This is a genomic window from Achromobacter spanius, from assembly GCF_039673305.1.
Classification (GTDB): domain Bacteria; phylum Pseudomonadota; class Gammaproteobacteria; order Burkholderiales; family Burkholderiaceae_B; genus Achromobacter; species Achromobacter spanius_F.
In genome coordinates this window covers 45,367-57,989 of sequence record NZ_JBDJLJ010000033.1, presented here as the reverse complement: position 1 = coordinate 57,989, position 12,623 = coordinate 45,367, and the positions used below count along the sequence as shown (strand labels likewise).

Genomic DNA, 12,623 nt, shown 5'->3' with positions numbered 1-12,623 from the left:
CCGCCGGTGGGCGCGTCGCCGCTGCGGCGCGCGGGGGCGGCGGTGTCGTTCAAGCGCATGGTGAGCGCCACGCGCTTGCGCGCGACGTCCACTTCCAGCACCTTCACGCTGACCGTCTGGCCCACGCGCACGACGTCGCGGGGATCCTTCACGAACTTTTCGGCCAGGGCCGAGATGTGGACCAGGCCGTCCTGGTGGACGCCGATGTCGACGAACGCGCCAAAGTTGGCCACGTTGGTCACGACGCCTTCCAGCACCATGCCCGGATACAGGTCGTTCAGGGTTTCAACGCCTTCCTTGAACTGCGCCGTCTTGAATTCGGGGCGCGGATCGCGGCCGGGCTTTTCCAGTTCGGCGAAGATGTCCTTCACCGTGGGCAGGCCGAAGCGTTCGTCGGTGAAGTCGGACGGCGACACGCCTTTCAGGGCCTCGCGCTGGCCGATGATCTGCTTCACTTCGGCCTTGATCTTGGCCACGATGCGCTCGACGACCGGATAGGCTTCGGGGTGGACGGACGAGGCGTCCAGCGGGTTTTCGCCATTGGGAATGCGCAGGAAGCCGGCCGCCTGCTCGAACGCCTTGTCGCCGAAGCGGGGCACCTTGCGCAGGTTTTCGCGCGTGGGGAAGGCGCCGTTTTCGTCGCGCCAGGCCACGATGTTCTTGGCCAGCAGCGAGTTCAGGCCGGACACGCGGGCCAGCAGGGCGGCCGAGGCCGTGTTCACGTCCACGCCGACCGCGTTCACGCAGTCTTCGACCACGGCATCCAGCGAACGCGCGAGTTCGCGCTGGTTGACGTCGTGCTGGTACTGGCCCACGCCGATGGCCTTGGGATCGATCTTGACCAGTTCGGCCAGGGGATCCTGCAGGCGGCGTGCGATGGACACGGCGCCGCGCAGCGTCACGTCCAGGTCGGGGAATTCCTGGGCGGCGGTTTCCGACGCGGAATACACCGAGGCGCCTGCTTCCGATACCACCACGCGGGTGACCTTCAGGTCGGGGAAGCGTTCCATCATGTCGCCCACCAGCTTTTCGCTTTCGCGCGAGGCGGTGCCGTTGCCGATGGCGATCAGGTCGACCTTGTGGCGCGCGACCAGCGCGGCCAGCGTGTTGATCGTGCCGTCGCGGTCGCGGCGCGGTTCGAACGGATACACGGTGGTGGTGTCGACGACCTTGCCGGTCTGGTCGATCACGGCGACCTTGCAGCCGGTGCGGATGCCGGGGTCCAGGCCCAAAACCGCCTTGGGGCCGGCGGGGGCCGCCAGCAGCAGGTCCTTCAGGTTGGCGGCGAACACGCGGATCGCCTCGGCTTCGCCGCTTTCGCGCAGGCGGCCGACGAGCTCGCTTTCAAATGCGGTCAGCAGCTTCACGCGCCAGGTCCAGCGGCAGACTTCGCCCAGCCAGCGGGCGCGCGGCGTCGCGTCCAGCGCGAACAGGCCATTGCCCAGCTTCAGGAAGCCGGCGATGCGGGCGACGCAGGGATGCGGCGTCTGGGCTTCGAGTTCGGCTTCCAGGCCCAGGCGCAGTTCCAGCACGCCTTGCTGGCGGCCGCGCAGCAAGGCCAGGATGCGGTGCGAGGGCAGGGTGCGCAGCGGTTCGTTGAAGTCGAACCAGTCGCGGAAGTTGGCGCCCTCGGTTTCCTTGCCGTCGATCATCTTGGAGTAGATCAGGCCGGTGGACCAGAGATGTTCGCGCATGTCGGCCAGCAAGTCCGCGTTTTCCGCGTAGCGCTCGGCCAGGATGTCGCGCGCGCCATCCAGCGCGGCCTTGGCGTCGTTGATGGACGCCTCGGGGTTCAGGTACTGCGCGGCCAGGGCGGCGGGATCGCAGGCGGCATCGGCCAGGATGGCGTCCGCAAGCGGCTCCAGGCCGGCTTCGCGGGCGATCTGCGCACGCGTGCGGCGCTTGGGCTTGAAGGGCGCGTACAGGTCTTCCAGGCGCTGCTTGGTGTCGGCGGCCGCGATTTCCTGCTGCAGCCCGGCCGTCAGCTTGCCTTGCTGCGAAATGGATTCAAGAATGGCTCCGCGGCGCTCTTCGAGTTCGCGCAGGTAACCCAGGCGGACTTCGAGATTGCGCAGCACGGTATCGTCCAGGCCGCCGGTGGCTTCCTTGCGATAGCGGGCGATGAAGGGCACGGTGGCGCCGTCATCCAGCAGTTCCACCGCCGAGGCGATCTGGGAGGCGCGCGCGCCCAGCTCGGTGGCGAGCTGCGCGACGATGCGGGCGTTGTCGACGCCGGCGGCGACGTACGTGATAGCGGAAGTTTCAGACATCTCTATACGACGACAAAAAGGAAAAACAAGGGGCGGATTGTGCCATAAGCCGTTGTTACAGAACGTGCCCGGGAGGACAGATCCGTCCCTCTGGCGGCGGCATGGCGGTGGACCGCAAGCGGGAAACCGGCGCGGCAGCGGGTATCATTTGGGTCCTTTCCCAAATCAGTGTCTGGCGCCCGAACCGCTTGTCCCGGCACCGGTTCACCCATGATCCCGACCGACACTAGGCTGCTGTAATGCTGGACCTGGATATTTCCGAATTCTTCGACGAGGACGGGCCTTTGGCCACGGCCTTGCCCGGCTACAAGCCGCGTCCATCGCAGGTTGAGCTGTCGCAGGCCATCGGCCAGGCCATCCAGGACCGCGCCACGCTCGTGGCCGAAGCGGGCACCGGCATCGGCAAAACCTGGGCTTATCTTGTACCCGCCTTCATCCAGGGCGGCAAGGTGCTGATTTCCACCGGCACGCGCACCCTGCAGGACCAGCTCTTCGCGCGCGATCTGCCGCGCGTGCGCGCCGCGCTCGCGGCGCCCGTCACCGCGGCGCTGCTCAAGGGCCGCGGCAACTATGTCTGCCATTACCACCTGGAGCGCCTGCAGGGCGACGAGCGCGCGCTGAAGTCCCGTTCCGAGATCCAGCAGTTGCGCCAGATCCAGGTGTTCGCCGGCATCTCCAAGACGGGCGATCGCGGCGACCTGGCCCAGGTGCCTGAAGACGCGGAGATCTGGCAGCGCGTGACTTCCACCCGCGAAAACTGCCTGGGTCAGGAATGCCCGCGAATCCGCGACTGTTTCGTGGTCAAGGCGCGCCGCCAGGCGCAGGAAGCCGACGTGGTCGTCGTCAACCACGCGCTGTTCATGGCCGACCTGATGCTGCGCGAAGAGGGCGTCACGGACCTGCTGCCCGAAGCCGACACCGTGATCTTCGACGAGGCGCACCAGCTGCCCGACACCGCCACGCGCTTTCTCGGCAGCAGTGTATCCACGCACCAGTTGATGGACTTCGGCCGTGCGCTGGAAGTCGCCGGGCTGGCCTACGCGCGCGAGGCGGCCAAATGGAGCGACGTCAGCCGGCACCTGGAAACCGCCGCGCGCGAATTGCGCCTGACCTGTGCGCCGCTGGACAAGATGCCGGGCCGCAAGGCCACGTTCGAGGCCATTCCCAATCCCGAGGAATTCGACGAAGCGCTGCTGGCGCTGCGCGAAGCCGTGGACGGCGCCACGAAGGCGCTGGGCGCCGTCGCCGAAAAGCACCCGGACCTGATGGCGGCCGCGCGTTCGGGCGCCGAAATTTCGGTCAAGCTCAAGCGCTGGGCCACGCCCGGGCGCGCCGGCGGGGCGTTCGATGACGAAGGCTGGGGGCGCGACGACCAGGCGCCCGCGCAAGCCGCGCTGGGCGATGGCGCGTCCACGCCCGCCGCCATCCTGGAGGGCGCCGCCCTTGCCGAACAATGGACGGGCCCGGCGGTGCGCTGGGTCGAGCACGGCCTGCACCACGTGCGCCTGCATTCGGCGCCGCTGTCGGTGGCCCAGGCCTTCTCCAAATTCCGCAAGCCGGGCCAGGCCTGGATCATGACCTCGGCCACGCTATCGGTGAATGGCGAGTTCACGCACTTCACCAGCCAGCTGGGGCTGGACAGCGCACGCACGGGCAAATGGGAGTCTCCATTCGACTACCCCGAGCAGGCGCTGCTGTTCGTGCCGCGCGGCATGCCGGAGCCGCAGTCGCCGCAATTCCTTGACCGCTTCGTCCAGACGCTGCTGCCGCTGCTGGAGGCCAGTCCGGGCGGCACCCTGGTGCTCTGCACGACCCTGCGCGCGGTGGACAAGGTCGCCAACCTGCTGGCAGATGCCTTCGACGACGCGGGCCATGACTGGCCCTTGCTGAAACAGGGCGAAGGCACCCGGCGCGACCTGCTGGACCGCTTCTGCAAGCTCGAGCACCCGGTGCTGGTGGGCAGCGCGAGCTTCTGGGAAGGCATCGACCTTCCCGGCGACGTGCTGACCCTGGTGGCGATCGACAAGCTGCCGTTCGCGCCGCCCGACGATCCCGTCATCGAGGCGCGCCTGCGCGCCTGTCGGGCGCAAGGGGGAAATCCGTTCTCGGAATACCAACTGCCCGAGGCCGCCATCTCGCTCAAGCAGGGCGCCGGCCGCCTGATCCGCACGGAGTCGGACTGGGGCGTCCTGATGGTCGGCGACGCGCGGCTGGTCGAAAAGCCCTATGGCAAGCGCCTCTGGCGCGGCCTGCCGCCGTTTGCGCGCACGCGCGAACTGGAAGAGGTGCTGGCCTTCTATCGCCGCAAGCGCGAATCGCAGGATCAGTAGCCCGACGGGCGCGCCAGGCAAAAAAATAGCCCTTCAAGCGAAGGGCTATTTTTATTCCCATGCGGGCGGAATCAGTTGAAGGGATTCCACCAGCTCTTGTCAGCCTTCAGGCCCTTGGTGCGGAATTCGCTGTTGGGGAAGTTCTGGTCGTAGACGCGCTGGGCGTCGTTCTTGAGTTCGGTCATGCCCAGCTTGTCGTAGGACTGGACCATCAGGTAGAGCGCTTCTTCGGTGGCGGGGGCGCCCTCGAAATCGGTGATGACGGTCTGCGCGCGGTTGGCGGCCGCGACGTAGGCGCCGCGCTCGTAGTAGTAGCGGGCGACGTGGACCTCGTTCATGGCGATGGTGTTGACCAGCCATGCCACGCGCTTTTCGGCGTCCACCGTGTACTTGCTGTCCGGATAGCGCTTGATCAGCTCATTGAAGGCGTCGTAGGACGCGCGCAGGCCCTTGGGATCGCGCTCGGCGGGGTCCTGGCCAGTGATGTTGCTCATGAACGCGCTGGCCGGCGTGAAGTTGATCAGGCCCTTCAGGTACAGGGCGTAGTCGGTGCCGGGGTGATTGGGGTAGAGCTGCTGGAAGCGGTCGATTGCGGCCAGGGCCTGTTCGTTTTCGCCGTCCTTCCAGTTGACGTAGGCCAGTTCAAGCAGGGCCTGCTGGGCATAGACACCGAAGGGGTAGCGGCTTTCGATGGCCGTCAGGCGTTCGCGCGCTTCCTTCCAGCCGCCCGAGGCCATTTCTGCCTTGGCGTCGGCGTAGAGTTGTTCTGCGCTCCAGTTGGTGGTCTTGTCGTACTTGCCGTCCGTGCCGCTGCAACCGGCGATGATCATGGCGGCAAATAGCGCGATAACCACGCGCAATACCGACCCGCTGCGGGATGCGGGGTTCGAGGGAGCTGCGGAGTGGTGAATCACGAGAATCGTATCCTTGGTGGTAGCATGGCAGGCTGATTATATGATTTGTCTCCATGTCTGATACAGCCGCCAGCGCAGATCTTGTTTCCGACGGCGATCTGCTGGGTCCCGCCGACGGAATCGAGGATGAAAACCTCCCGGACGAAACCCCCGAAGGCACTGCGCGGGGCGAGCCGCAACTTGTAACCGTGCCGTCCGCCACCCGCGCCGACCGGCTCGACAAGGTGCTTGCGGGCCTCTTGCCCGAGCACTCCCGCAGCCGTCTGCAGGGCTGGATCGAATCCGGCAACGTCCTTGTCAATGGCAAGCCCGGCAAGATCAGGCAGACGGTCGGCCCGGGCGACGAACTGACCGTCTGGGCCCAGCCCGCACCCGATGCGCGCGCGTTCGCGCCCGAACCCGTCGAATTCGGCGTCGTGGCCGAAAGCCCGGACTGGATCGTGGTGAACAAGCCCGCGGGGCTCGTCACTCACCCCGGCGCCGGCAACTGGAGCGGCACCCTCCTCAACGGCTTGCTGCATCGCTACCCCGAATTGGCGCAGGTCGCGCGCGCCGGCATCGTGCACCGGCTGGACAAGGACACCTCGGGCCTGATGGTGGTGGCGCGCAACGAAACCGCCCAGACGCACCTGGTGCGCCAGTTGCAGGCGCGCAGCATGGGCCGCGAATATGTGGCGCTGGCGCATGGCTGGATGGCCGCCGCCGGCCGGGTGGACCGCGCCATCGGCCGCGATCCCCGGGTGCCGGTGCGCATGAGCGTCGAGCGGCCCGTGGCGCCCAAGCCCGCCATCACCAATTACGCGCCGTCCCGTCGCGGCATGGCGGACCCTGGCGGCCGTGTCACCGAAGTGGTGTGCCGCCTGGAAACCGGCCGGACCCACCAGATCCGCGTGCACATGGCCAGCCTGGGACATCCGCTGCTGGCCGACACGATCTATGGCGGCAAGCCGATCGCCGGGGCGCAGCGCCAGATGCTGCATGCCCGCGCGCTGCATTTCGACGACCCCGGCGGCACCGGAGAAGTCCAGTTCGCCGCGGCGGTGCCCGCCGACATGGCGCAAGTCCAGGAGAGCATTGCATGGAGCGCGTGATCGCGGGCCTGCCCGTCGTGACGGGGCCTGAATGGCCGGGCGTGAATTACTTCTGCACGACCCGCGCCGGCGGCGTGGGGGTGGCCCCGCATGACACCCTGAATCTGGGCCTGCGGGCGGGCGACAACCCCGATGCCGTGGCCGAGAACCGCCGCCGCGTGCGCGCCGCGGTGCCGTCCGATCCCCTTTGGCTGCGCCAGGTCCACGGCAGCGAGGTCGCGGACGCCGACCAGCCCGGCCTGCCGCCCGAACCCGCGTTGGATGCCAGCGTCACGGCGCAGCCCGGGCGTGTGTTGGCGATCATGGTGGCCGACTGCCTGCCCGTGGTCATCGCCGATGCCGACGGCACGGTGCTGGGCGCGGCGCACGCCGGCTGGCGCGGCCTGTCGGGCGGGGTGCTGGAACATACCCTGGCCGCGATGCGCGCCAAGGCGCCGCGGGCCAAGGCTTGGCGGGCCTGGGTCGGCCCGGGCATCGGTCCCCGCGAATTCGAGGTCGGCCAGGACGTCCTGGACGCCTTCATGGCCGACGACCCGGCCACCGCGCGCTATTTCACGCCACGTCCGGGCATTCCCGGCAAGTGGCTGGCCGACCTCGCCGGATTGGCCGATTTCCGCCTGCGCCGCGCCGGGGTACAAGAGGTGGCGCTGAGCGGGTTGTGCACCGTCACCCAGGCGGACCGCTACTTTTCCTACCGGCGCGACGGCCAGACCGGACGCATGGCTTTGCTGGCCTGGCTAAGCCCGGTTTGATCTGGCGCAAGGCCTCGGGCCTTGCCTTGCGTCTTACTCTGGTAGCCCTCCTTGTATACCCGCATTGACAGTCCTGGACCCGGAATGCAACATCAATCGCGAAGTTTCGATAACAAGGTGTCGAAGTGAATGCCAATCTCTCCGCAGGTCCCAATCCGGTGAGCGTGGCACCGGAAGTCCTGGCTGATATCCAGGCAGAATTCTCTCGTGAATGGCAACGCCTTTGCGACGATGCCCGGCGCGGCGCGCTGGCGCCGCCGTCCGACCGCCGTTTCTCGGGCGCCGCCTGGGCCGCCAACGATTCCCACCTGCTGCTGGCGCACACCTATCTGCTGTCGGCGCGCGCCATGGCGCGCATGGTCGATGCCGCCCAGGTCAGCGAACCCATGCGCGACCGGCTGCGGTTTTCGATCATGCAATGGGTCGACGCGCTGTCTCCGTCGAACTTCCTGGCGCTGAATCCCGACGCCCAGCAGTCCATCGTGGAAAGCGCGGGCCGCGCGCTGAACGAGGGCCTGGCGAACCTGCTGGGGGACGTCAAGAAAGGCCGTATCACGCAGACCGACGAATCGCAGTTCGAGATCGGCCGCAACGTGGCCACCACGCCCGGCGATGTGGTCTTCGAGAACAAGCTGTTCCAGCTGATCCAGTACGCGCCCTCGACCGCCACCGTGTTCGAGCGGCCGCTGGTCATTGTGCCGCCCAACATCAACAAGTTCTACATCCTGGACCTGCAGCCCGAGAATTCCTTTGTGCGGCATGCCGTCGACCAAGGGCAGACGGTATTCCTGATTTCCTGGCGCAATCCCGTGGCCGCGGACACCGACGGCGTGGATCGCGCCACCTGGTCCGACTACCTCGACGACGCCGTGCTGCAGGCGCTGCGCGTGGCCGCCGACATCACCAAGCAACCGCAGGTCAACGCGCTGGGCTTCTGCGTGGGCGGCACCATGCTGGCGGCGGCGCTGGCCCTGGCCGAAGCCCGCGGCGAACATCCCGTGGCGTCGCTGACGCTGCTCACTTCGTTCCTGGATTTCCACGAAACCGGCGTCCTGAAAGTCTTCGTCGACGAGGCCCACGCGCTGCTGCGCGACCATCAACTGGGCAACGGCGGCCTGATGCCGGGGCGCGACCTGGCCACCACGTTCTCGTTCCTGCGGCCCAATGAACTGGTCTGGAACTACGTCGTCGGCAACTACCTGAAGGGGCAGAAGCCGCCCGCCTTCGACCTGCTGTTCTGGAACGGCGACAGCACGAACCTGCCGGGCCCCTTCTTTTCCTGGTACTTCCGCAATACCTACCTGGAAAACAATCTGAAGGTGCCGGGCCGCGCGCATGCGGCGGGCCTGCCGCTGGACCTGACGCGGCTGCGCATGCCGGTGTACCTGTTCGGTTCGCGCGAAGACCATATCGTGCCCTGGGTGTCGGCCTATGCGTCCACGCAGGTGCTGCGCGGACCCCAGCGCTTCGTCCTGGGCGCCTCCGGCCATATCGCGGGCGTGGTGAATCCCCCCGCCAAGAAGCGCCGCAGCTACTGGGTGGCCGACGAACTGGAAAAGGCCAGCCAGCCCTTGCCGGGCGACCCCAATGCGTGGTTCGAACAGGCGGTGGAACACCCTGGAAGCTGGTGGCCAGACTGGGCGGCCTGGCTGGCAGGCCATTCGGGCAAGCAGGTGAAGGCGCGCACAAAGACAGGCAATGCCAAGTACCGGCCGATCGAGCCGGCCCCTGGCAGGTATGTGAAGGTCCGGGCGGCCTGACGCCGCGCCTTGCGGTCGATCCCCGGGCAAACAAAGAAAGTTAATCAACGAGGCGTCCGTCGCACACAGGAGGAAGTCCAATGAGCGGAAAACTGGCTTACGTAACAGGCGGGATGGGCGGGATTGGCACCTCTATTTGCCAGCGCTTGGCCAAGGATGGCTTTCGCGTGGTGGCAGGTTGCGGCCCCAGCCGCAATTACCAGCAATGGCTGGACGAACAGGCGGCACAGGGCTTCACGTTCCATGCATCCGTGGGCAACGTGTCCGACTGGGACTCCACGGTGGCGGCCTTTGAAAAGGTCACCAATGAGCTGGGTCCGGTCGATGTGCTGGTCAACAACGCGGGCATCACCCGCGACGGCCTGTTCCGCAAAATGAGCGCCGACGATTGGCGCGCGGTCATCGACACCAACCTGAACAGCCTGTTCAATGTGACCAAGCAGGTCATCGAGGGCATGGTGGAGCGCCAGTGGGGCCGGATCATCAACATCAGTTCGGTGAACGGCCAGAAGGGCCAATTCGGCCAGACCAACTACTCCACGGCAAAGGCCGGCATCCATGGCTTCACCATGGCGCTGGCCCAGGAAGTGGCCAGCAAGGGCGTGACGGTCAACACGATTTCGCCCGGCTACATCGGCACCGATATGGTCCGGGCCATTCGTCCCGACGTGCTCGAAAAGATAGTCGCCACGATTCCGGTGCGCCGCCTGGGCACGCCCGAGGAAATCGCGTCCATGACCTCATGGCTGGCATCCGACGAATCCGGCTTTTCGACCGGCGCGGACTTCTCGCTGAACGGCGGCCTGCACATGGGCTGACGCAATGCGGGCCGCCCCGCGGGCGGCCCGTCGGCGCCGGATGGCCTCGGGGAGAGGGCCGTCCGGCATTACACTCCACCTTATTCGAAGCCTAAGAGATCGCCCGATCCGGGGACAACCATGACGCAAGCACAAACCGGCGCCAGCCTGCGCCTGATTAAAAAGTACCCCAACCGTCGCTTATACGACACCCGGACCAGCACCTACATCACCCTGGCAGATGTCAAGCAACTGGTCCTGGCCAACGAGGAATTCCAGGTTGTCGACGCCAAGAGCGCCGAAGACCTGACCCGCAGCATTCTCCTGCAGATCATCCTTGAAGAGGAAAGCGGCGGCATGCCCATGTTTTCCTCGAACATGCTGTCGCAGATCATCCGTTTCTACGGCCATGCCATGCAGGGCATCATGGGCTCCTACCTGGAAAAGAACATCCAGGCGTTCATGGAGATCCAGCAGCGCATGGCCGAACAGTCCAAGGGCCTGTACGGAAGCCAGTTCGGCCCGGAGGCCTGGACGCAGTTCATGAACGTGCAGACGCCCATGCTGCAGAACATGATGAACAACTACATCGACCAGAGCAAAAACCTGTTCGTGCAGATGCAGGACCAGATGCAGGACCAGACCCGCGCGATGTTCTCGACCTTCCCGTTCACGCCCGGCGGCACGCCGGGATCCGGGCGCAAGTAGACGCAGGGAAGGGCCCGGCGGGCCCGATTCCGGCAGAAAAAACCGGCGCGGCGCAGTCCGCGCCGGTTTTTTTGCGTTTGACCCAACGCAATGATCCGGCACTTTATTGAGGTCAAGGTTCAGGGATGTGTCAGCAAAATCCACTAAATTAATGAAAACGGTTCTTGTTTGTGTTTTGAACCGTCATTTTCATTTGTGTCTCAAGGATTATGCACATGATCAAGAAAGCCTTGGCGCTGGCCATTGTCGCTTTGAGCGTGTCCGCCGCCCACGCGGCCGAGTACCCCATCGGCAAGCCGGTTGAGAAGGGCGGCATGGAAATCGGCGCGGTGTACCTGCAGCCGATCGAAATGGACCCCCCCGGCATGATGCGCCCCGCCAAGGATTCGGATGTCCACCTTGAGGCCGACATCCACGCCACCGCCGGCAACAAGACGGGTTTCCCGGAAGGCGAGTGGGTGCCTTACCTGGTCGTGAACTACGAGATCCAGAAGGTCGGCAGCCAGAACGTGCAGAAGGGCACCTTCATGCCCATGGTCGCCAACGACGGCCCGCACTATGGCGAGAACATCAAGCTCGAAGGCCCGGGCAAGTACAAGCTCAAGTACTCGATTCTCCCGCCGACGGCGAACAAGATGAGCCATTTCGGCCGCCACGTCGACAAGGAAACCGGGGTGGGCGACTGGTTCGAGCCGTTCGACCTGGAATATGAATTCGTCTACGCCGGCACCGGCAAGAAGGGCGGTTACTGATCGTGGGCCGCCTGCTGCGCGTGATTGCCGCAATGCTGATCGGCCTGGCCGGTATGGCGGGCATGGCGCCCGCGCAGGCGGACGAATTGCCCACGTTCACCCTGAGATTCAAGCCGGACGGCACGTTCGAGCCCGCTACCCTGGAAGTGCCGGCGGGCCGTTTCAAGATTGAACTCATCAACGAGAGCAATGAGCCGGTGGAATTCGAAAGCATTCCGCTGCGCAAGGAAAAAGTCCTCGGACCGGGAGTGAAGTCCTTTGTGGTCATCACCATTTCCCGTCCGGGCGAGTATCCCTTTTTTGACGACTTTCACCAGAGCGTGAAGGGCACCTTGGTCGTCAAGCCCAAGGAATAAAGCGGCAGCAAGTCATGGAACAGGTACTTTTCATCGTCTGGCGCGAAAGCGTCGAAGCCCTGCTCGTGGTGGGCATCCTGTACACGTGGCTGCGCGCCACGCCCGAAGGCAAGCGCGGCCTGCCCTATCTGTGGGGCGGCGTGGCGGCCGGGCTGGGCCTGGCCGTGGCGCTGGCGCTGGTGCTGCTGGGCGTTTCGTCCTGGCTCAGCGACGAAGGGCAGGAATGGTTCCAGGCCATCATGTCGCTGGCGGCATGCGCGCTGGTGGTGCAGATGGTCGTGTGGATGAAAAAGCACGGCCGCACGCTCAAGGGCGAACTCGAAACCGGCGCACGCGCCTCCGTCGCCAACGACAACTGGTGGGGCCTGCTGTTGCTGGTGGCCATTGCCGTGGCCCGCGAAGGCAGCGAAACCGTGGTGTTCCTGTACGGCACCGTGTCGGCGGGCGAAGGCGGCAGCGACATGCTGAAGCTGGCCCTGGCCGGCGTGGCGGGTTTCGCGGTGGCCCTGCTGACGTTCTGGCTGCTGCAGCTGGGCGGCAAGCTCATCACCTGGCGCCGATTCTTCCGCGTGACGGAAATCCTGCTGCTGCTCCTGGCCGGTTCGCTGCTGGTGGGCGGGCTGGATCACCTGATTTCCCTGGACGTTCTGCCGACCATCGTGGATCCGGTCTGGGACAGCTCCTGGCTGTTGAGCGACAGCACGGGCTTCGGCAAGGTGCTGGCGGACTTTGCCGGGTATCGTGCGCTGCCGGCGCTGATCTCGGTTCTGTTGTGGGTGGCTTACTGGATCGTTGTCTGGGCGCTGCTGCGCTGGGTGGGCAGCAAGCCCGCGCCGGTGGCGGCGGCCCGGGGGGCATCCTGATTCCGGTCTTTTTCGCCGGACTGAATATTT

Annotated in this window: 11 protein-coding genes; 9 read left to right on the top strand and 2 right to left on the bottom strand. The window is 65.9% G+C overall.

Annotated elements, in window-relative coordinates; genetic code table 11:
• On the bottom strand, nt 1–2,270 hold a 2,270-nt coding region (gene tex, locus ABE485_RS21525), incomplete at its 3' end, for an RNA-binding transcriptional accessory protein Tex (RefSeq protein WP_346517293.1).
• Nucleotides 2,271–2,509: 239 nt separating this feature from the next.
• Between tex and ABE485_RS21520 the strand changes: the two genes are divergently transcribed.
• Complete coding sequence (locus tag ABE485_RS21520; protein ID WP_346517292.1) at nt 2,510–4,600, top strand: ATP-dependent DNA helicase; 2,091 nt, start codon at nt 2,510–2,512, stop codon at nt 4,598–4,600.
• A 71-nt stretch (nt 4,601–4,671) separates the two neighbouring features.
• Here ABE485_RS21520 and ABE485_RS21515 read toward each other — a convergent pair whose 3' ends face one another.
• On the bottom strand, nt 4,672–5,430 hold the full coding sequence (locus tag ABE485_RS21515) for an outer membrane protein assembly factor BamD (protein ID WP_346517297.1): 759 nt from the start codon (nt 5,428–5,430) through the stop codon (nt 4,672–4,674).
• 137 nt (nt 5,431–5,567) lie between these two features.
• Between ABE485_RS21515 and ABE485_RS21510 the strand changes: the two genes are divergently transcribed.
• The 8 genes from ABE485_RS21510 (at nt 5,568) to ABE485_RS21475 (ending at nt 12,593) form a co-directional block, all read left to right on the top strand.
• On the top strand, nt 5,568–6,605 hold the full coding sequence (locus ABE485_RS21510) for an RluA family pseudouridine synthase (RefSeq protein WP_346517291.1): 1,038 nt from the start codon (nt 5,568–5,570) through the stop codon (nt 6,603–6,605).
• A complete protein-coding gene (gene pgeF / locus ABE485_RS21505) occupies nt 6,593–7,357 on the top strand; it encodes a peptidoglycan editing factor PgeF (RefSeq protein WP_346517289.1) in 765 nt (254 codons plus the stop codon). The genes ABE485_RS21510 and pgeF overlap by 13 nt, the downstream gene beginning before the upstream one ends.
• 125 nt (nt 7,358–7,482) lie before the next feature.
• Nucleotides 7,483–9,117 (top strand): PHA/PHB synthase family protein, encoded by a 1,635-nt coding sequence (locus ABE485_RS21500; protein WP_346517288.1) that lies wholly within the window; start codon nt 7,483–7,485, stop codon nt 9,115–9,117.
• An 80-nt stretch (nt 9,118–9,197) separates the two neighbouring features.
• Nucleotides 9,198–9,935 carry an acetoacetyl-CoA reductase gene (gene phbB / locus ABE485_RS21495; RefSeq protein ID WP_346517287.1) on the top strand — a complete coding sequence of 246 codons (738 nt, stop codon included), beginning with the start codon at nt 9,198–9,200 and terminating at the stop codon, nt 9,933–9,935.
• 120 nt (nt 9,936–10,055) lie between these two features.
• The gene (gene phaR / locus ABE485_RS21490) at nt 10,056–10,622 is read left to right on the top strand and encodes a polyhydroxyalkanoate synthesis repressor PhaR (protein WP_008161773.1); all 567 of its coding nucleotides are present in this window, start codon (nt 10,056–10,058) and stop codon (nt 10,620–10,622) included.
• Between the two features lie 215 nt (nt 10,623–10,837).
• Nucleotides 10,838–11,374, top strand: coding sequence for an iron transporter (locus ABE485_RS21485; protein WP_346517286.1), 537 nt, complete (start codon nt 10,838–10,840; stop codon nt 11,372–11,374).
• 14 nt (nt 11,375–11,388) lie between these two features.
• Entirely contained in the window at nt 11,389–11,730 is a 342-nt protein-coding gene (locus tag ABE485_RS21480; protein ID WP_346517296.1) for a cupredoxin domain-containing protein, read from the top strand.
• A 14-nt stretch (nt 11,731–11,744) separates the two neighbouring features.
• Entirely contained in the window at nt 11,745–12,593 is an 849-nt protein-coding gene (locus ABE485_RS21475; protein ID WP_346517285.1) for an FTR1 family iron permease, read from the top strand.
• Nucleotides 12,594–12,623 lie beyond the last annotated feature (30 nt).

What these genes read in the sequence shown, in the direction of transcription:
- ABE485_RS21520 (WP_346517292.1), top strand. Translation starts at nt 2,510, where the DNA reads ATGCTGGACCTGGATATTTCCGAATTCTTCGACGAGGACGGGCCTTTG.
- ABE485_RS21515 (WP_346517297.1), bottom strand. Translation starts at nt 5,430, where the DNA reads ATGATCATCGCCGGTTGCAGCGGCACGGACGGCAAGTACGACAAGACC.
- ABE485_RS21510 (WP_346517291.1), top strand. Translation starts at nt 5,568, where the DNA reads ATGTCTGATACAGCCGCCAGCGCAGATCTTGTTTCCGACGGCGATCTG.
- pgeF (WP_346517289.1), top strand. Translation starts at nt 6,593, where the DNA reads ATGGAGCGCGTGATCGCGGGCCTGCCCGTCGTGACGGGGCCTGAATGG.
- phbB (WP_346517287.1), top strand. Translation starts at nt 9,198, where the DNA reads ATGAGCGGAAAACTGGCTTACGTAACAGGCGGGATGGGCGGGATTGGC.
- phaR (WP_008161773.1), top strand. Translation starts at nt 10,056, where the DNA reads ATGACGCAAGCACAAACCGGCGCCAGCCTGCGCCTGATTAAAAAGTAC.
- ABE485_RS21485 (WP_346517286.1), top strand. Translation starts at nt 10,838, where the DNA reads ATGATCAAGAAAGCCTTGGCGCTGGCCATTGTCGCTTTGAGCGTGTCC.
- ABE485_RS21475 (WP_346517285.1), top strand. Translation starts at nt 11,745, where the DNA reads ATGGAACAGGTACTTTTCATCGTCTGGCGCGAAAGCGTCGAAGCCCTG.